Annotated in this window: 16 protein-coding genes; 10 read left to right on the forward strand and 6 right to left on the reverse strand. The window is 69.1% G+C overall.

From position 1 onward, the window contains the following. Positions 1-4 precede the first annotated feature (4 nt). Positions 5-2449 (forward strand): TonB-dependent siderophore receptor, encoded by a 2445-nt coding sequence (locus tag DK254_RS05225; RefSeq protein WP_218281402.1) that lies wholly within the window; start codon positions 5-7, stop codon positions 2447-2449. Between the two features lie 391 nt (positions 2450-2840). Here the strand turns inward: DK254_RS05225 and ehuA are convergent, their stop codons facing one another. Genes ehuA through ehuB form a run of 4 tightly spaced genes read right to left on the reverse strand, consistent with a single transcriptional unit; the run spans position 2841 to position 5925 of the window. Further along, a complete protein-coding gene (ehuA, locus tag DK254_RS05230; RefSeq protein ID WP_109932762.1) occupies positions 2841-3674 on the reverse strand; it encodes an ectoine/hydroxyectoine ABC transporter ATP-binding protein EhuA in 834 nt (277 codons plus the stop codon). Positions 3675-3697: 23 nt separating this feature from the next. Next, complete coding sequence (ehuD, locus tag DK254_RS05235) at positions 3698-4354, reverse strand: ectoine/hydroxyectoine ABC transporter permease subunit EhuD (protein WP_009614464.1); 657 nt, start codon at positions 4352-4354, stop codon at positions 3698-3700. Next, entirely contained in the window at positions 4354-5010 is a 657-nt protein-coding gene (gene ehuC / locus DK254_RS05240) for an ectoine/hydroxyectoine ABC transporter permease subunit EhuC (RefSeq protein ID WP_009614465.1), read from the reverse strand. Before ehuC ends, ehuD begins: the two co-directional genes overlap by 1 nt. Positions 5011-5070: 60 nt before the next feature. Next, positions 5071-5925: an ectoine/hydroxyectoine ABC transporter substrate-binding protein EhuB gene (gene ehuB / locus DK254_RS05245; RefSeq protein WP_089392584.1), complete on the reverse strand. Its 855-nt coding sequence runs from the start codon at positions 5923-5925 to the stop codon at positions 5071-5073. 405 nt (positions 5926-6330) lie between these two features. On the opposite strand from ehuB, the gene DK254_RS05250 reads away from it, so the two are divergent. The 9 genes from DK254_RS05250 to DK254_RS05295 all read left to right on the forward strand — a co-directional run bounded on the left by DK254_RS05250 (position 6331) and on the right by DK254_RS05295 (position 16850). Then, positions 6331-7725, forward strand: a complete 1395-nt coding sequence (locus DK254_RS05250; RefSeq protein ID WP_109933010.1) for a PLP-dependent aminotransferase family protein — start codon at positions 6331-6333, stop codon at positions 7723-7725. Between the two features lie 216 nt (positions 7726-7941). Further along, the gene (gene eutB, locus DK254_RS05255) at positions 7942-8919 is read left to right on the forward strand and encodes a hydroxyectoine utilization dehydratase EutB (protein ID WP_109932764.1); all 978 of its coding nucleotides are present in this window, start codon (positions 7942-7944) and stop codon (positions 8917-8919) included. After that, a complete protein-coding gene (locus DK254_RS05260; RefSeq protein WP_109932766.1) occupies positions 8912-9904 on the forward strand; it encodes a cyclodeaminase in 993 nt (330 codons plus the stop codon). The genes eutB and DK254_RS05260 overlap by 8 nt, the downstream gene beginning before the upstream one ends. A 141-nt stretch (positions 9905-10045) precedes the next feature. Further along, positions 10046-11236 (forward strand): ectoine hydrolase DoeA, encoded by a 1191-nt coding sequence (gene doeA / locus DK254_RS05265; protein WP_109932768.1) that lies wholly within the window; start codon positions 10046-10048, stop codon positions 11234-11236. 4 nt (positions 11237-11240) lie between these two features. Continuing rightward, on the forward strand, positions 11241-12257 hold the full coding sequence (gene doeB, locus DK254_RS05270; RefSeq protein ID WP_109932770.1) for a N(2)-acetyl-L-2,4-diaminobutanoate deacetylase DoeB: 1017 nt from the start codon (positions 11241-11243) through the stop codon (positions 12255-12257). 28 nt (positions 12258-12285) lie between these two features. Then, the gene (locus tag DK254_RS05275) at positions 12286-12768 is read left to right on the forward strand and encodes an Lrp/AsnC family transcriptional regulator (protein WP_109932772.1); all 483 of its coding nucleotides are present in this window, start codon (positions 12286-12288) and stop codon (positions 12766-12768) included. A 446-nt stretch (positions 12769-13214) separates the two neighbouring features. Then, positions 13215-13868, forward strand: coding sequence for a 7-cyano-7-deazaguanine/7-aminomethyl-7-deazaguanine transporter (locus tag DK254_RS05285; protein ID WP_089392591.1), 654 nt, complete (start codon positions 13215-13217; stop codon positions 13866-13868). Positions 13869-13999: 131 nt separating this feature from the next. Further along, complete coding sequence (locus DK254_RS05290; RefSeq protein ID WP_109932776.1) at positions 14000-15457, forward strand: NAD-dependent succinate-semialdehyde dehydrogenase; 1458 nt, start codon at positions 14000-14002, stop codon at positions 15455-15457. Positions 15458-15470: 13 nt separating this feature from the next. Beyond that, entirely contained in the window at positions 15471-16850 is a 1380-nt protein-coding gene (locus DK254_RS05295; protein ID WP_109932778.1) for an aspartate aminotransferase family protein, read from the forward strand. Positions 16851-17104: 254 nt separating this feature from the next. Here the strand turns inward: DK254_RS05295 and DK254_RS05300 are convergent, their stop codons facing one another. Both DK254_RS05300 and trkA read right to left on the reverse strand, forming a co-directional pair. Next, a complete protein-coding gene (locus DK254_RS05300; protein WP_109932780.1) occupies positions 17105-17428 on the reverse strand; it encodes a tetratricopeptide repeat protein in 324 nt (107 codons plus the stop codon). 98 nt (positions 17429-17526) lie between these two features. Further along, positions 17527-18900 carry a Trk system potassium transporter TrkA gene (gene trkA, locus DK254_RS05305; protein WP_089392733.1) on the reverse strand — a complete coding sequence of 458 codons (1374 nt, stop codon included), beginning with the start codon at positions 18898-18900 and terminating at the stop codon, positions 17527-17529. Between the last annotated feature and the right edge of the window lie 3 nt (positions 18901-18903).

Genomic DNA, 18903 nt, shown 5'->3' on the forward strand with positions numbered 1-18903 from the left:
CAGAATGCCCCTCGCCCGCCTGGCCGCCGCCCTGCGCCCCGGCACCTTCGCCGCCGCGCTGGCCGTCACCCCGCTGCTCTGCCCGCCGGCCTGGGCGGCCGAGGCGCAGCAGCAGTACGCCATTCCCGCCGGCGGCCTGGACCAGGCCCTGAACCGCTTCGCCAGCCAGGCCGGGGTGTTGCTCTCGGTGGACGCCAACCTCACCGCCGGCAAGCGCAGCCCGGGGCTGCAGGGCAGCTACCCGGTGGAAACCGCCCTGGGCCGCCTGCTCGAAGGCACCGGCTTGCAGGCCGAGCGCCAGGCCGACGGCAGCTACACCCTGGCTCCACGGCCTGATGCGGCGCTGAAGATGGACGATACCGTGGTCTCGGAGTTCGCCCCCGACGCGCCCAGCGAGGCCACCCGCGCCTACACCACAGGCGCCAGCAGCACCGCCACTGGCCTCGGCCTGTCCCTGCGCGAGACGCCGCAGACGGTGAGCGTGATGACCCGCCAGCGCATCGCCGACCAGGGCCTGCACAGCCTCACCGACGTGCTGGAGCAGACCCCCGGCGTCTCGGTGCAGCACTACGACAGCGAGCGCTTCAACATCTGGTCGCGCGGCTACACGGTGGACAGCTTCCAGTACGACGGCGTGCCCACCACCCTGATCCCCAGCACCACCGCCACGCCGCAGAGCCTGTCGGACATGGCCATCTACGACCGGGTGGAAGTGCTGCGCGGCGCCAGCGGGCTGATGACCGGCGCCGGCGACCCTTCCGGCACGGTCAACCTGGTGCGCAAGAAACCCACCGCCGAGTTCCAGGGCTACGTCAGCGCCGGCCTCGGCTCCTGGGACCTGTACCGCACCGAGGCGGACGTCTCCGGGCCGCTGACCGACAACGGCCGGCTGCGCGGGCGCAGTGTCATCGCCTACCAGCAGAACAACAGCTACGTCGACCACTACCAGCAGGAAAAGCAGGTCTACTACGGCATCCTCGAGGCCGACCTGAGCGACAGCACCCTGCTCACCTTCGGCGTCGACTACCAGAAGTACGCGCCGCGCGGCGTTTCCTACGGCAGCTTCCCGATCTTCTACAGCGACGGCAGCCAGACCGACTTCTCCCGCTCCTTCAACCCGGCCTCGCGCTGGAGCCACCGCGACCAGGACACCCTGAGCACCTTCTACACCCTGGAGCAGCGCCTGGCCGGCGACTGGTCGCTGAAACTCGCGCTCAACCAGCTCTACAGCACCCGCGACCTGTCCCTGGCCTCGGCCAGTTGGGGCTACCCGGACAAAGTGACCGGCGACGGCCTGCGCCTGTACGGCGGCGACGGCAGCGGCTGGCAGAAGCAGACCGGCGTCGACCTGATGGCCAAGGGGCCGTTCCAGTTGCTGGGCCGCGAGCACGAACTGGTGCTCGGCTACAGCTGGTCGAAGTACGAGGACCACAACGACCCCGACCTCGACGACCTCGAAGGCCGCGAAGTGAACATCTACACCTGGGACAACCGCACGCCGCGCCCGGTGTCCGAGGGCCCGCTGATGGACAACGACACCCTGATCTACCAGCAGGGCGTCTACCTGGCCACCCGCCTGCGCCCCACCGACGCCCTGTCGGTGATCCTCGGCGCCCGCGCCAGCGACTACAAGTACAGCTACTCGCTGGACTACGTGGTGCCCGCCTTCGCCGACTTCAGCAGCACCACGCGCATGCGCGAGAGCGGCCAGGTGACGCCCTACGCCGGCGTGGTCTACGACCTCAGCGAGCAGCATTCGGTGTACGCCAGCTACACCAGCATCTTCCGCCCGCAGAGCGAGCGCGACCGCAGCGGCCGGCCGCTGGACCCGCGCGAAGGCGACAACTACGAAGTGGGCCTGAAGAGCGAGTTCTTCGACGGCCGCCTGAACACCAGCATCGCCTACTACGAGATCAAGCAGGACAACCTGGCCGAGGCCGACCCCGGGCAGATCGTCGTGGGCACCCTCGACGAACCCGCCTACCGCGCCGTGCAGGGCGCCAGGACCAAGGGCTTCGACCTGGAGGCCGGCGGCGAGCTGGCGCCGGGCTGGAACCTCACCGCCAGCTACAGCCACAGCGTCACCAAGGACGCCGAGGGCGAGCGCATCAACACGGTGGCGCCGGCGGAGATGTTCAAGCTGTGGACCACCTACCGCCTGCCCGGCGCCTGGAACCGCCTGACCGTCGGCGGCGGCGCCAACTGGCAGAGCGGCATCCACTTCACCGACACGCCCTGGGACCTGGGCAAGACGGTCAAGGCCAGGCAGGAGCAGTACACGGTGGTCGACCTGATGGCGCGCTACCAGCTCAGCGAGCAGCTGTCGACGACGCTCAACGTCAACAACCTGTTCGACAAGAAGTACCTGAGCGCGCTGGATACCACCTTCTACGGCGGCTACTACGGCGAGCCGCGCAATCTGTTGGTCAGTGCGGAGTATCGGTTCTGATACCGCGGGCCTGGCCCGCGAAATCGCGCGCAGGGCGCGCTCCTACAGGGGGGCTCGGCTTTTCGTAGGAGCGAGCTTGCTCGCGAAGGGTGTTCCGTCGGCAGGAATTGGCAGGGGGCCAAAGAACGCCCTCTCCCTAACCCTCTCCCTGAAGGGAGAGGGGACCGTTGGGCAGACGCTGATGTTCTGGAGTCAGCCGGCTAGCACAGGGACTGCCGGCTGAAACCATTCCTTTTCTCGGCACGGACAAGCCCCCTCTCCCTTCAGGGCGGGGCGCGCAGCCGAGGGCTGGGGAGAGGGAGCGGAGCTGAGCCAACACACTGACATCACAGTTGAGCCCTGTTCGCGAGCAAGAGCTAGGCGCCCCCTCGCTCCTACAAAAACCACCCCATCAACTCGCCTCGTTCACCGCACTGAGGAAACACCGCGTCCGCTCGTGCTGCGGGTGCCCGAACAGCTGTTCCGGGGTGCCCTGCTCCAGGATGTTGCCCTGGTGGAAGAAGCACACCCGGTCGGCGAACTCGCGGGCGAAGCCCATCTGGTGGGTGACCATCAGCATGGTCAGGTTGTGCTCGGTGCCGAGCCGGCGCACCACGTTGAGCACCTCGCCGCACAGCTCCGGGTCCAGCGCCGAGGTCACCTCGTCGAACAGCATCACCTTCGGCCGCATGGCCAGGGCGCGGGCGATGGCCACGCGCTGCTGCTGGCCGCCGGAGAGCTGCGAGGGGTAGTGCTCCAGCTTGTTGCCCAGGCCGACCAGCTCCAGCAGCTCCACCGCGCGCTCGCGGGCCTCGTCGCGGCGCATGCCCAGCACCTGCACCGGCGCTTCCATCACGTTCTTCAGGGCGCTCATGTGGGGGAACAGGTTGAAGCTCTGGAACACCATGCCGATCTTGCCGCGCACGCGGCGCACGTGGGCCTCCGAGGCGCGCACCGGCTCGCCGTTGCGCAACTGGTGGGTGAGCGGGTCGCCGTCCACCTCGATCACCCCGCTGTCGATGCCCTCCAGGGTCATCAGGGCGCGCAGCAGGGTCGACTTGCCGGAGCCGCTGGGGCCGATGATGGCGACCTTCTCGTTGGCGCCCACCTCCAGGTCCAGGTGGTTCAGCACGGTGAAGCTGCCGTAGCTCTTGCACACGTCGCGGAAGCGTACCATCGGCTGGGCGGTCTGTGCCCGCGGGGCCTCGTCGGCCAGCGGCCGGGTGGTCATGGACAGGACGGTCATGGGGTTTCCTCCGGTGGGCGCTTTCATGGCAGTGCCGTGCGTTTTTCCACCTGGCGGACCACGCCCGCCAGGCTGATGCTGATGAGCAGGAAGAACACCCCGACCAGGGTGATCGGCTCCAGGTAGCGGAAGCTGTCGGAACCGATGTTCTTGGCCTGCTGCATGATTTCCACCACGGTGATCGCCGAGAGCACCGGGGTGTCCTTGAACATGGCGATCAGGTAGTTGCCCAGGGCCGGCAGCACCGGGCGGATGGCCTGGGGCAGGATCACCTGGCGGTAGGCCCGCCACGGCGAGAAGTTCAGCGCCGTGACCGCCTCCCACTGCCCGCGCGGCACCGACTCCAGGCCGGCGCGGTAGACCTCGGCGGTGTAGCAGGCGTAGTGCAGGGCGATGCCCAGGGTGCCGGCCACCAGCGAGGTCATGTTCAGCCCGTAGCTGGGCAGCACGTAGAACAGGAAGTACACCTGGATCAGCAGCGGCGTGCTGCGGATGAACTCGATCAGCCAGGCCGCCGGCCACGACAGCCAGAAGTGCCGGCTGCGCCGGGCCAGGGCGAAGAGCAGGCCGAAGACCACCGCCAGGGCGAAGCCGACCAGGGTGATGCCGATGGTCTTGAGCGAGGCGTGCAGCAGCTGTGGCAGGATCTGCCAGGCGAATTGCCAGTCGAACAGCTTCATCACAGGCCTCCCCGGATGCGCCCATGCCCCAGCCGGCGTTCCAGGCGGCGCATGAGGAAGACGATGGCCTGGGCCATGGCGAAGTACAGCACCAGGGTCAGGGTGAAGATCTTCAGCGTCTCGAAGGTCGCCTGGTCCAGCTGGCGGGCGCGGAAGGTCAGGTCCGAGAGGGTGATCAGCGACACCAGCGAGGTGTTCTTCAGCAGTTCGATCAGCAGGTTGGTGCCCGGCGGTATGGCGCACAGCAGCGCCTGCGGCAGGATGATCCGGCGAAAGCGCGTGAACGGCGTCATGTTCAGCGCCAGCGCCGCCTCGTACTGCCCCTTGGGCACCGAGCCGATGGCCCCGCGCATCACCTCCGCGCCATAGGCGCCGATGTGCAGGCCCAGGCCGAGGATGGCCACCGTGTAGGCGCCCAGTTCCAGGTTGAACGGCGGCAGCGGCAGTACGAAGAACAGCCAGAACAGCTGCACCAGCAGCGAGGTGCCGCGGAACAGCTCGATGTAGCCGATGGCCAGCCAGCGTACCGCCGGCCAGGGCGCCAGGCGGCCGAGCGCGGCGACTATGGCCAGGGCCACGGCCAGCAGCGAGCCGAAGAAGGTGACCTGGACGGTGACCCAGGCGCCCTCCAGCAGCAGCGGAAGCAATTCACCCATGTTGCGCATCCCGTATCGACAGGTTCGACGGAACGGCCGAGGGGGCGGGGCCCCCTGCGGTCACTGTTTGCAGAGCTCGGCGGCGCTCTTGTCGGTCAGGTTGGACTTGTCGAAGCCGAACGGCTTGACCGTCTGCAGGTGCTCGTCGCTGCCCAGCCACTTCTTCAGTTGCTGGTTCACCGCGTCGCGCAGGTCCTTGTCCTCCGGGCGGAAGGCCAGGGCGCCGTAGCCGATGTGGGCCGGGTCGTCCTTGAAGTCGGCGATGGCCTCGACGCCGTCGCCGCCCTTGGCCGCCAGGCCCTTCATGGTCAGCGCGGTGCCGACGCTGGCGTCGGCGCGGCCGGCGCGCACCGCCTGCAGCTGCGCGGTGGTGTCCGGGACCTGGACGATCTGCTCGTCGCTCACCCCCTCGGCGCGGGCGTAGCCCAGCTCGGCGGTGCCGGACATGATCGCCAGGCGCACGTCCGGGTTCTTCGCCACGTCGGCGTAGCTGTGCAGGTTCTTCGGGTTGCCCTTCTTCACCAGCAGGGTATCGGGGATCTGGTAGTGCGGGTCGGTGAAGATCACCTGCTGGCAGCGCGGCGGGGTGATGTACATGCCGGCGGCGATCACGTCGAAGCGCCCGGCGCGCAGCCCGGGGATCAGCGCGCCCCACTCGGTGAGCACCGGCTCGACCTTCTTCACGCCCATGGCGGCGAACACCTTGGTGGCGATCTCCGGCGACTCGCCGGTGACCTTGCCGGAGGTCTCGGTGTAGGCGAAGGGGGCCTCGTTGGCGTAGCCGATGCGCACCGTGCCGGTGCTCTGGATGCGTTCCAGGGTGGTCTCGGCCTGGCTGGCGAAACTGGCCGCAAGGCCCGCCAGCAGGGCGCAGGCCAGGTTCAGGCGACGCAGGGAAAGGGGGGCGGTACTCATCTTCGGATCTCCTGATCTTCTCGTGCCGGCCTTGTTGTGGTGTTGGGGCGCGGCGGTGGATGGCAGGTAGCGATGTCGTGCGACTGTTGTTGTTATGTGGGACCCGCCGGGCGGGCCTTCCGAAGTACTGCCCCGACGCAGGGCATTCGTTGCGTTGCAGACTAAGCCGTCCGGCCTTGCGGCTGTTCCCGATCGGCGCCGTCGCGGCGGAAAAAACGCCCTGTCGCGAGCGCCCCATCCGCGGCTTTTTTCTGCGCCGGCCTTGCGCCGCGGCGGACGGCGGCATGACCGGCTGGTCGGCCCGAGCATACAAAAGGCTTCCCAGCACCGGAATTGCACTAGGACAATCCATGGAAATGCCCTGATCCATCACCCTGTGCCGGAGACCGAAGGGGAATGCCCATCATGCAAAGCTGGCGCCAGGCGCTGGCCGGCCTGCGGGTCGGCGAATCCAAGTACAAGACACTGGTCCAGGCCATCGCCGCGGAAATCGAGCAGGGCCGCCTGCACGACGGCCAGCGCCTGCCGCCGCAACGCCAGGTGGCCGACGGCCTGGGCATCAGCGTGCAGACGGTGACCAACGCCTACAAGGAACTGGAGCGCCAGGGCCTGGTGCGCTGCGAGGTGGGCCGCGGCAGCTTCGTCTCGCGGCGCATGACCGAGGGCGTGTCGCGCTACATGCTCGACCACCCGGAGCGCGCCCTGGTGGACTTCTCCATCGCCAGCATCGTACACACCGACGACCACGATCGCCTGTGGCAGGACACCTGCCGCCAGTTGGCCCAGGAAGCGGACCAGCCGTGGATGCGCGCCTGCCGGCCGATCGCCGGCTTCGACAGCCACCGCGAGGCGGCGGCGCAATGGCTGGCGCAGCAGGGCCTGCGCTGCGAGCGCGACGACCTGCTGATCACCAACGGCGCCGCCCACGCCATCTTCCTCGCCCTCGCCTCCCTGGCCGGGCCCGACGACGTGGTGCTCTGCGAGCAGCTCACCGACCACGGCGTGATCGGCAATTCCCAGGTGCTCGGCTTCACCCTGAAGGGCGTGGAGATCGACCGCGAGGGTATCGACCCGGAGCACTTCGAGGACCTCTGCGCCAACGAGCGGGTCACCGCGCTGGTGTGCACGCCCAACCTGAACAACCCCACCTCCAGCCTGATGAGCGACGCGCGGCGCCGGGAGATCGCCGCCATCGCCCAGCGCTTCGGCGTCTACGTCATCGAGGACGACGTCTACGGCCCGCTGCTGGGCGAGCGCCGCGCGCCGCCCCTGAGCCACTACCTGCCGGACCTGTCGTTCTACTGCACCAGCTTCACCAAGAGCGTGCTCACCGGCCTGCGCATCGGCTACCTGGTGGTGCCGCGGCGCCTGGCCCTGCGCACCGAGAGCATCCTGCGGGTGAACAGCTGGATGGCCGCGCCGCTGCTGGCCGAAGTGGCCACCCGCTGGATCCACAACGGCAACGCCCAGGCCCTGGTGGAACGCCAGCGCCGCCTGTTGGCGGCGCGCCAGGCGCTGGTGGCCGAGCGCTTCGCCGAGCACCTGCTGGGCCATGCGCCGCAGGCCCTGAGCTGCTGGATCGGCATTCCCGAGCACTGGGAGCTGGACAGCCTGGTGCGCGAACTGCGCCACCGGCACATCGCCGTGACCTCGCCGGACCCCTTCATGGTCCGCGGCACCCCGCGCCCGCGCGCGGTGCGCCTGTGCATGGGCGCCGAGTGCAGCGACGAACGCATGGCCCAGGCCCTGGACGACATGCGCGAGCTGTTCGGCCAATACCCGAAGATCCACGATTTCTGAACGACCCACCGACGCCCCTTCCCCTTGTAGGAGCGCGCCCTGCGCGCGAATCGCGGGCAGGGCCCGCTCCTACAGGTGTGGGACAAACGCCGGCGCAGCGATACCCATCGTCCATTACCACGCCGAATGACAATCTCCACGACATCGTCCTAGTACATTCAACGCGACAATTTCCCGCTCATACACTCGGCCCGACTGCATTGTCGGGAGGCCGCCATGGCCAACGAGATCCCCCTGATCGAGCTGTACCGCGCCCGCCAGCGCATCCGCGGCCTGGTGCGGCAGACCCCGCTGGAGCACTCGTCCAGCCTGTCGGCCCTGCTCGGCGCGCCGGTGTACCTGAAGCTGGAGTCGCAGCAGGCCACCGGCAGCTTCAAGCTGCGCGGCGCCAGCAACGCCATCGCCCAGCTGGACGACGCGCAGAAGGCCCGCGGGGTGGTCGCCGCCTCCACCGGCAACCATGGCCGCGCCCTTGCCCATGCCGCCCGCGTGCTCGGCGTGCCAGCCAGCATCTGCCTGTCGCGCCTGGTGCCGGCGAACAAGGTCGAGGCCATCCGCGCCCTGGGCGCCGAGGTGCGCATCGTCGGCGACAGCCAGGACGACGCCCAGGCCGAGGCCGAGCGCATTTCCCGCGAGCAGGGCGTCGCCCTGCTGCCACCCTTCGATCATCCGCAGATCATCGCCGGCCAGGGCACCCTGGGCCTGGAAATCCTCGAACAGCTGCCGCAGGTGCGCCAGGTGCTGGTGCCGCTGTCCGGCGGCGGGCTGTTCGGCGGCGTGGCCCTGGCCTTGAAAACCGCCGACCCGTCGATCCGCCTGCACGGCATCAGCATGGCCCGCGGCGCCGCCATGGCCGCCAGCCTGGAAGCCGGCCACCCGGTCGAGGTGGAAGAGCTGCCGACCCTCGCCGACTCCCTCGGCGGCGGCATCGGCCTGGACAACCGCTACACCTTCGAACTCGCCCGCGCCTACTGCGACGAGCTGCACCTGCTCGGCGAGGAAGCCATCGCCGCCGGCATCCGCCATGCCTACCGCGAGGAGCGCCAGGTGGTGGAAGGCGCCGCGGCGGTGGGCATCGCAGCGCTGCTGGAAGGCCGCATCGCCGCCGAAGGGCCGGTGGTGGTGGTCGTCAGCGGCCGCAACATCGCCATCGAACAACACCAACGCATCATCGAGGACACCCCGCATGGCTGACGTCACCCTGCTCAGCGAAGCCGACCTGCGCGCCTGCGTGGCGCTGGACCCCGAAAGCCTCGACGCCGTCGAGCAGGCCTTCCGCCTGCTGGCCACGGCGGCGGTGGCGATGCCGCCGATCCTGCGCCTGGACATCCCCGAGCACAACGGCGAGGTGGACGTGAAGACCGCCTACCTGCCCGGCCTGCCGCGCTTCGCCATCAAGGTCAGCCCGGGCTTCTTCGACAACCCGAAGCTCGGCCTGCCCAGCCTCAACGGCATGATGATGCTGCTGTCGGCCCACACCGGCCTGCTCGATGCCCTGCTGCTGGACAACGGCTACCTCACCGCCGTGCGCACCGCCTGCGCCGGCGCCGTGGCGGCCAGATGGCTGGCCCGCGAGGACGCCCGCCAGGTGGCCATCCTCGGCGCCGGCGAGCAGGCGCGCCTGCAGCTCAAGGCGCTGTGCCTGGTGCGGCCGATCGAGCGTGCCAGCCTCTGGGCCCGCGATGCGGCCAAGGCGCGCCAGTGCGCCGCGGAACTGAGCAGCGCACTGGGCATTCCGGTCACCGCCTGCGCCAGCGTCGACGAGGCCCTGGAAGGCGCCGACATCGCCATCACCACCACGCCCAGCCGCGAGCCGCTGATCGAGAAGCGCCACCTGCGCCCGGGCCTGCACATCACCGCCATGGGCTCGGACGCCGAGCACAAGAACGAGATCGCCGCCGAGGCGCTGGCGGCGCTGGACTGCTACGTCGCCGACCGCCTGAGCCAGACCCGCGTGCTGGGCGAGCTGCACCACGCCATCGAGGCCGGCGCGGTGGCGGCGGGCGCCGACTTCGCCGAGCTCGGCCAGGTCATCGCCGGGCAGCGCCCGGGCCGCCGCGGCGCCCGGGACGTGACCCTCTGCGACCTCACCGGCACCGGCGCCCAGGACACCGCCATCGCCGGCCTGGCCTTCCAGCGCGCGCAGCGCATGGGCAAGGGGTTCAAGTTCCACAGCTGACCGCTTCATACCGGACAAACACCTGTAGGAGCGAGCTTGCTCGCGAACAGATTCTTCGGCCGCGCCGGCGCTGGGCGGATTCGCGAGCAAGCTCGCTCCTACAAGAGCCCCCGTGACACCACTCATCCAGAGGATTTCCGCATGCCCGAAATCGTCGTCAACCTCCCCTTCGCGAGGGAGGAATACGCCCAGCGCCTGGCCAAGGTCCGCGCCAGCATGCAGCAGCGCGGCATCGAGCTGCTGCTGGTCAGCGACCCGTCGAACATGGCCTGGCTCACCGGCTACGACGGCTGGTCCTTCTACGTGCACCAGTGCGTGCTGCTGGCGCTGGACGGCGACCCCGTGTGGTTCGGCCGCGGCCAGGACGCCAACGGCGCGCGCCGCACGGTGTTCATGGGCGCCGACGACATCGTCGGCTACCCGGACCACTACGTGCAGTCCAGCGAGCGCCACCCCATGGACTACCTGGCCCGCGAGGTGATCGCCGCGCGCGGCTGGCAGGCCCTGGCCATCGGCGTGGAGATGGACAACTACTACTTCAGCGCCGCCGCCTTCCGTTCGCTGCAGGCCAACCTGCCGCAGGCGCGCTTCGTCGACGCCACCGCGCTGGTCAACTGGCAGCGCGCGGTGAAATCGCCGCGGGAGATCGAGTACATGCGCATCGCCGCGCGCATCGTCGAGAAGATGCACGCGCACATCCTCGAGCGCATCGAACCGGGCATGCGCAAGAACGAACTGGTGGCGCAGATCTACAGCACCGGCATCCTCGGCGCCGACGGCCATGGCGGCGACTACCCGGCCATCGTCCCGCTGCTGCCCACCGGCGCCGACGCCAGCGCGCCACACCTGACCTGGGACGACACGCCCTTCCAGCGCGGCGCCGGCACCTTCTTCGAAATCGCCGGCTGCTACAAGCGCTACCACTGCCCGCTGTCGCGCACCCTCTACCTGGGCAAGCCGCCGCAGCATTTCCTCGACGCGGAAAAGGCCGTGGTCGAAGGCATCGCCGCCGGCCTGGAGGCGGCCAAACCGGGCAACACCACCGGCGACATCGCCCGCGCCTTCTTCGCCGTGCTGCAGAAGTTCGGCATCCACAAGGACAGCCGCTGCGGCTACCCCATCGGCATCAGCTACCCGCCGGACTGGGGCGAACGCACCATGAGCCTGCGCCCCAGCGACGAAAGCGTGCTGCAACCGGGCATGACCTTCCACTTCATGCCCGGCCTGTGGATGGACGACTGGGGCCTGGAGATCACCGAAAGCATCCTGATCACCGACACTGGCGTGCAGACCTTCTGCGACTACCCGCGCCAGCTGTTCGTGAAGGAGTGAAGCGATGACACTGCCACTCGATAAAGGGCTGCGCGACAACCCCATCGCCACCAGCGTCGACTTCGCGCGCGACGGCGTGCAGCACGGCCACCTCAAGCTGCCCTACTCGCGGGACGACTCGGCCTGGGGCGCGGTGATGATCCCCATTTGCGTGGTGAAGAACGGCGCGGGGCCCACCGCGCTGCTCACCGGCGGCAACCATGGCGACGAATACGAAGGCCCGGTGGCGCTCAGCCGCCTGGCCCAGGAACTGCGCGCCGAGGACATCCGCGGCCGGGTGATCATCGTGCCCTTCATGAACACCCCGGCCTTCCTCGCCGGCAAGCGCACTTCGCCGATCGACGCCGGCAACCTCAACCGCAGCTTCCCCGGCCGCCCGGACGGCACGGTGACGCAGAAGATCGCCGACTATTTCCAGCGCACCCTGCTGCCGCTGGCCGACCTGGTGCTGGACATCCACTCCGGCGGCCGCACCCTCGACTTCCTGCCCTTCGCCGCCTGCCACGTGCTGCCGGACAAGGCCCAGCAGGAAGCCAGCGAGGCGCTGATGCGCGCCTTCGCCGCGCCCTACGCCATGCGCATGCTGGAACTGGACGCGGTGGGCATGTACGACAGCGCCGCCGAGGAACAGGGCAAGCTGTTCGTCACCACCGAGCTGGGCGGCGGCGGCAGCAGCACCGCGCGCAGCGTGGCCATCGCCCGCCGTGGCGTGCGCAACGTGCTGGTGCAGGCCGGCATCCTGCGTGGCGAGGTCGAGCACGCGGACTCGGTGATGCTCGACATGCCCGACGGCGACTGCTTCGTCGCCAGCGAGCACCAGGGCCTGCTGGAGATGTGCCGCGACCTGGGCGAGCGCGTGGAGCGCGGCGAGGTGCTGGCGCGGGTGCACGACGTGCTGCGCACCGGCGCCGCGCCGGTGGAGTACCGGGCCAAGCGCGGCGGCATCCTCGCCGCCCGGCACTTCCCCGGCCTGGTGCAGAGCGGCGACACCCTGGCGGTGGTCGCCGAGGTCCTGGGCTGATGCGCGCGCCGCGGCGCCGGAGGTGGCGATGATCAAGCTCGACCGCTACGACCTGAAAATCCTGCGCATCCTCGCCGGCGACGGGCGCATCACCAAGTCGAGCCTGGCCGAGGCCATCAACCTCTCGGTCAGCCCGGCCTGGGAGCGCGTGCGCAAGCTGGAGGAGGCCGGCCTGATCAAGGGCTACCGCGCGCAGATCGACTGGCCGGCGCTGTTCCGCCAGCAGCAGGTGCTGGTGGAAATCACCCTGGGCCGCCACACCGCCCAGGACATGCGCCGCATCGAACAGCGCCTGCAGCAGGCGCCGGAGGTGGGCTTCTGCTACGCCACCGGCGGCGGGGTGGACTACATCGCCATGGTCCAGGCCCGCGACGTCGACCACTACCAGCGCTTCATCGACCAGCTGCTGCTGGAGGACCTGGGGATCGAGCGCTACTTCACCTACATCGTCACCAAGGTGATCAAGACGCTGGATGCGGCCGTGCCGGCGGAGGCGCTGGAGGGCGTTTGATGCCGCGCTGCGCTGTCTTTCTTTTCGTAGGAGCGAGCTTGCTCGCGAATGGTGTTCCACCGGAGGAGATTGGCAGGGTTCCAAAGAACGCCCTCTCCCTAACCCTCTCCCTGAAGGGAGAGGGGACCGTTGGGCAGACGTTGGTGTTCTGGAGTCAGCCGGCGACGCCGAAGGTTTCCGGCTGAAACCATTCCTTCTCTCGGCACGGACTAGCCCCCTCTCCCTTCAGGGAGAGGGCTGGGGAGAGGGAGCGGAGTCAAGCCATTACACCGAAGCCGCCAGTGGGCACCCTTCGCGAGCAACCTTGCCCCCACAATAACCCCACCCCACTGCACAAAAAACACCCAAAAAACCTGACTCCAGGTTCAATCTCCTATAGAATGCGCCCCGCTCGGCACAGGGCCGGGCATGGGTTCCCTCACCCCATCGACGAAAAAGGATCCAGCATGTCGGCGCTTTCCCCGGCGGCTCGGCGCGGCGCATTGGCCGGCCTGGTCGTCTTCCACCTCCTCGTGATCATCGCCAGCAACTACCTGGTGCAACTGCCCATGACCCTGTTCGGCTGGCAGACCACCTGGGGCGCGTTCAGCTTCCCGTTCATCTTCCTGGCCACCGACCTCACCGTGCGCCTGCTCGGCAAGAGCCCGGCGCGGCGCGTCATCGCCCGGGTGATGGGGCCGGCGCTGCTGGCCTCCTACGTGGTCTCGGTGCTGTTCCAGGACGGCGGCTACCGCGGCTTCGCCGCGCTGGGCGAGTTCAACACCTTCGTCGGGCGCATCGCCCTGGCCAGCTTCCTGGCCTACGCGCTCGGCCAGTTCCTCGACATCCAGGTGTTCGACCGCCTGCGCCGGCTGCGCCAGTGGTGGATCGCCCCGGTGGTGTCGACCCTGTTCGGCAACCTGCTGGACACCTTCACCTTCTTCTCCATCGCCTTCTGGCGCAGCGACAACCCCTTCATGGCGCAGCACTGGGTGGAAATCGCCACGGTGGACTACGGCGTCAAGCTGGCGGTCATGCTGATCCTCTTCGTGCCGCTCTACGGCGTGCTGCTGCGCGCCATCCTCCAGGGCCTGGGCCGGCGCTCCGCCAGCGCCTGCTGAGGCGGGCGAAAAACGTGAAGCCCGCGGCGCATCTGCGGAAAGAATTGCCGCCGCCGCCCCGGCCTTAGGAAAAAACCGCCACGGCGCTCCCCCTAGGATGGTCCCCATGCCACCTGCGAGGAGACGCCGTCATGTCCTACGCCCATCCCCTGCTCTTCAAGTCGCTGTGCTACGTCAACGGCCAGTGGCTGCACAGCGCCAGCGGCGCCAGCATCGCCGTGGAGAACCCGGCCAACCGCGAAGTCATCGGCCACGTGCCGCTGCTCGAGCGCGAGCAGATAGTCGCCGCGGTGGACGCCGCCGCCGCGGCCTTCCCGGCCTGGCGCAAGCTCTCCCTGGACCAGCGCGCCGCGCCCCTGCTGCGCTGGGCCGAGCTGATCCGCCAGCACCGCGAGGACCTCGCGCAGATCCTCTCCCTGGAACAGGGCAAGCCCCTGGCCGAGGCGCGTGGCGAGATCGACTACGCCGCCAGTTTCATCCCCTGGTTCGCCGAGCAGGCCCGGCGCCTGGACGGGCGCAACATCCCCAGCCACATCCCCGGCGCCCACCTGGGCACGGTGATGGAACCGGTGGGCGTGGCCGTGCTGCTCACCCCCTGGAACTTCCCCGCGGCGATGATCACCCGCAAGGCCGCCGCCGCCCTGGCCGCCGGCTGCAGCGTGGTGGTCAAGCCGGCCCACGAGACGCCCTACTCGGCCTTCGCCCTGGCCCAGCTGGCCGAGGAGGCCGGGCTGCCCGCCGGCACCTTCAACGTGGTGCTGGGCGAGCCGCAGATGGCCATGGAGACCCTGGTGCGCGACAGCCGCGTGCGCGCGGTCAGCTTCACCGGCTCCACCCGCGTCGGCAAGCTGGTGCTGCAGGCCGCCGCCCAGGACGTGAAGAAAGTGGCGCTGGAACTGGGCGGCAACGCGCCCTTCATCGTGCTGCCCGACGCCGACCTGGAGCAGGCGGTGAAATTCGCCGTCGACGCCAAGTTCCAGACCTCCGGCCAGGACTGCTGCGCGGCCAACCGCATCCTCGTCGCCCGCGAGCTCTACGAACCCTTCCTGCAGCGCTTCGCCAGCGCCGTACGCGCCCTACGCGTGGGCCCGGCCAGCGACGAGCGCAGCGACATAGGCCCGCTGATGCACCAGGCGGCCTTCGACGCCACCTGCGAGCGGGTGCGCGAGGCCATCGACAGCGGCGCGCGCCTGCTGGCCGGCGGCGAACCCCATGCCCTGGGCGGCTGGTTCCACCAGCCCACGTTGCTAGCCGACGTCACCCCGGCCATGCGCATCTGGCGCGAGGAAAACTTCGCCCCCATCGCCGGGGTGACGGCCTACGACGACCTGGAGCAGGCCGTCGAGCTGGCCAACGATAGCGAATACGGCCTGGCGGCCTACATTTGTGGGCAGCGCCTCGACCAGGTGTGGCCGCTGATGCGCCGCCTGGAATTCGCCATGGTCGCGGTGAACGGCGCCCGGTTCACCGGCCACCCCATCCCCTTCGGCGGCATGAAGGCCTCGGGCCTGGGCCGCGAGGGCGGCAGCGAGGGCTTCGAGCCCTTCGTCGAGACCAAGTACTTCTGCCTGCACCACGGCGCCATCTGAGGAGAACACCGCCATGACCGACTACGCCAAGCTGTTCGAACAGGACCGTGCGCACTTCATGCACCCCTCCACCCACGCCCACGACCACGCCAGCGGCGCCCTGCCCGGGCGCATCATCACCGGCGCCTCGGGCGTGCGCATCCGCGACCACCAGGGCCGCGAGCTGCTGGACGCCTTCGCCGGGCTGTACTGCGTGAACATCGGCTACGGCCGTACCGAAGTGGCCGACGCCATCCATGAGCAGGCCAGGCAGCTGGCCTACTACCACACCTACGTCGGCCATTCCTCGGAGGCGATCATCGAGCTGTCCGCGCGGATCATCCGCGACTGGGCGCCGGCGGGCATGAAGAAGGTCTACTACGGCCTCTCCGGCTCCGACGCCAACGAGACCCAGGTCAAGCTGGTGCGCTACTACAACAACGTGCTGGGCCGCCCGCAGAAGAAAAAGATCATCTCGCGCCAGCGCGGCTACCACGGCTCGGGCATCGTCACCGGCAGCCTCACCGGCCTGGCCAGCTTCCACCAGCACTTCGACCTGCCGGTGGAAGGCGTCAAGCACACCCTCTGCCCGCACTTCTACAAGGCCCCGGCGGGCATGGACGAAGCGGCCTTCGTGCGCCACTGCGCCGAGGAGCTGGAGAACCTGATCCTCGCCGAAGGCCCGGACACCGTGGCGGCCTTCATCGGCGAACCGCTGATGGGCACCGGCGGCATCATCGTCCCGCCCCAGGGCTACTGGGCGGCGATCCAGGTGGTGCTGGCGAAGTACGACGTGCTGCTGATCGCCGACGAGGTGGTCTGCGCCTTCGGCCGCCTGGGCGACAAGATGGGCAGCCAGCGCTACGGCATGCGCCCGGACCTGATCACCACCGCCAAGGGCCTGACCAGCGCCTACGCGCCGCTGTCGGCGGTGATCGTCGGCGAGAAAGTCTGGGACGTGATCGACAGCGCCTCCACCCGCGAAGGCGCCATGGGCCATGGCTGGACCTACTCCGGCCACCCCATCTGCGCGGCGGCGGCCCTGGCCAACCTGGACATCCTCGAGCGCGAGAACATCACCGCCAACGCGGCGGACGTCGGCAGCTACCTCAACCAGCAGCTGCGCCAGGCCTTCGAGGGCCACCCGCTGGTGGGCGAGGTGCGCGGCGACGGCATGCTGGCGGCGCTGGAGTTCATGGCCGACCGCGAGGCGCGCACGCCTTTCGACGCGGCGCTGAAGGTCGGCCCGAAGGTCTCGGCGGCGTGCCTGGAACGCGGCATGATCGCCCGCGCCATGCCCCACGGCGACATCCTCGGCTTCGCCCCGCCGCTGGTGCTGACCCGCGCCGAGGCGGACGAGGTGGTGGGCATCGCCAAGGCCGCGGTGGACGCGGTGGCGGCGGAGGTGCTCTGAAACTCCGGCACGTCCTTGTAGGAGCGAGCTTGCTCGCGAACAGACTCCGCAGCGGGGCCGTTCGCGAGCAAGCTCGCTCCTACGAAAAGCCGGTGTATCCGGTGGTTTGGTAGCTTGTCCGCGATAGCCGGACGTATCGGCGCGATTCGCGGATGAGATCCGCTCCTACGCTGCCCCACCACACCGTTCTCCTGTAGGAGCGCGCCCTGCGCGCGAATCGCGGGCAGGGCCCGCTCCTACAAGGGGCGGCGGGTTCAGCCGCCCCTGGCCTTGTCCAGCTTGCGCAGGAACACGGTCATTTCCTTCTCCGCCTGCTTGTCGCCGTGGGCCTGGGCCGCGGCCAGGCCGTCGGTCCAGGCGGCGCGGGCGCCGTCCAGGTCGCCCTGGGCCTGCAGGGCCTTGCCCAGCAGCTTCCAGGCGGCGGAGTACTTCGCGTCCTGCTCCACGCAGCGGCGCAGGTGTTCCGCCGCCTTGGCGGCATCGCCGGCATCCAGATAACCCTTGCCCAGGCCGAAGCGCAGCAGCGGGTTGTCCATGCCCTTGGCGAGCAGTTTTTCGAGGGATTGGGGATCGGTCATAGGGGCGGCTACAGGCTACAGGCTACAGGCGAACAGCATGCGGCCCACGCGCGCCATGTCAAGCTCTTGCCTGCAGCCTATGGCCTGCCGCCTGCAGCCTAGAAGAACGTCAGACCGGCCTGGAACAGCCGTTCGACGTCGCGGATTCGCTTCTTGTCGACCACGAAGAGGATCACGTGGTCGCCGGATTCCACCACCGTCTCGCCGTGGGCGATCAGCACTTCCTCGTCGCGGATCACCGCGCCTATGGTAGTGCCCGGCGGCAGGTGCACGTCGCTGATGCGCTTGCCGATCACCTTGCTCGACTTGGCGTCGCCGTGGGCCACCACCTCGATGGCCTCGGCCGCGCCGCGGCGCAGCGAGTGCACGCTCTCGATGTCGCCGCGGCGCACGTGGGTCAGCAGGGTGCCGATGGTGGCCAGTTGCGGGCTGATGGCGATGTCGATCTCGCCGCCCTGCACCAGGTCGACGTAGGCCGGGTTGTTGATGAGGGTCATCACCTTGCGCGCGCCCAGGCGCTTGGCCAGCAGCGAGGACATGATGTTGGCCTCGTCGTCGTTGGTCAGGGCCAGGAACAGGTCGGTCTCGTTGATGTTCTCTTCCAGCAGCAGGTCGCGGTCCGAGGCGCTGCCCTGGAGCACGATGGTGCTGTCGAGGTTGTCCGACAGGTGCCGGCAGCGCGCCGGGTTCATCTCGATGATCTTCACCTGGTAGCGGTTCTCGATGGCCTCGGCCAGGCGTTCGCCGATGTTGCCGCCACCGGCGATGATGATCCGCTTGTAGTTCTCCTCCAGCCGGCGCATCTCGCCCATCACCGCGCGGATGTGGGCCTTGGCGGCGATGAAGAACACCTCGTCGTCGGCCTCGATCACGGTGTCGCCCTGGGGGATGATCGGCCGGTTGCGCCGGTAGATCGCCGCCACCCGGGTGTCCGCGTTGGGCATGTGCTCGCGCAGCTGGCGCAGCTCCTGGCCCACCAGCGGGCCGCCGTAGTGGGCCTTGATGCCCACCAGCTGGGCCTTGCCCTCGGCGAAGTCGATCACCTGCAGGGAGCCGGGGTACTCGACCAGGCGCTTGATGTAGTTGGTCACCACCTGTTCCGGGCTGATCAGCACGTCCACCGGGATGGCCTCGTTGTCGAACAGGCCGGTGCGCGTCAGGTAGGCCGCCTCGCGCACCCGGGCGATGCGCGTCGGCGTGTTGAACAGGGTGTAGGCCACCTGGCAGGCGACCATGTTCACCTCGTCGCTGTTGGTCACCGCCACCAGCATGTCGGCGTCGTCGGCGCCGGCCTGGCGCAGCACCGTGGGGAACGAGGCCTTGCCGTGCACGGTGCGGATGTCCAGGCGGTCGTTGAGGTCGCGCAGGCGCTGGCCGTCGGTGTCGACCACGGTGATGTCGTTGGCTTCGCTGGCCAGGTGCTCGGCCAGGGTGCCGCCGACCTGGCCGGCACCGAGGATGATGATCTTCATGGG

Origin of the sequence: Pseudomonas sp. RW407 (assembly GCF_003176655.1) — a bacterium.
GTDB lineage: Bacteria > Pseudomonadota > Gammaproteobacteria > Pseudomonadales > Pseudomonadaceae > Pseudomonas > Pseudomonas delhiensis.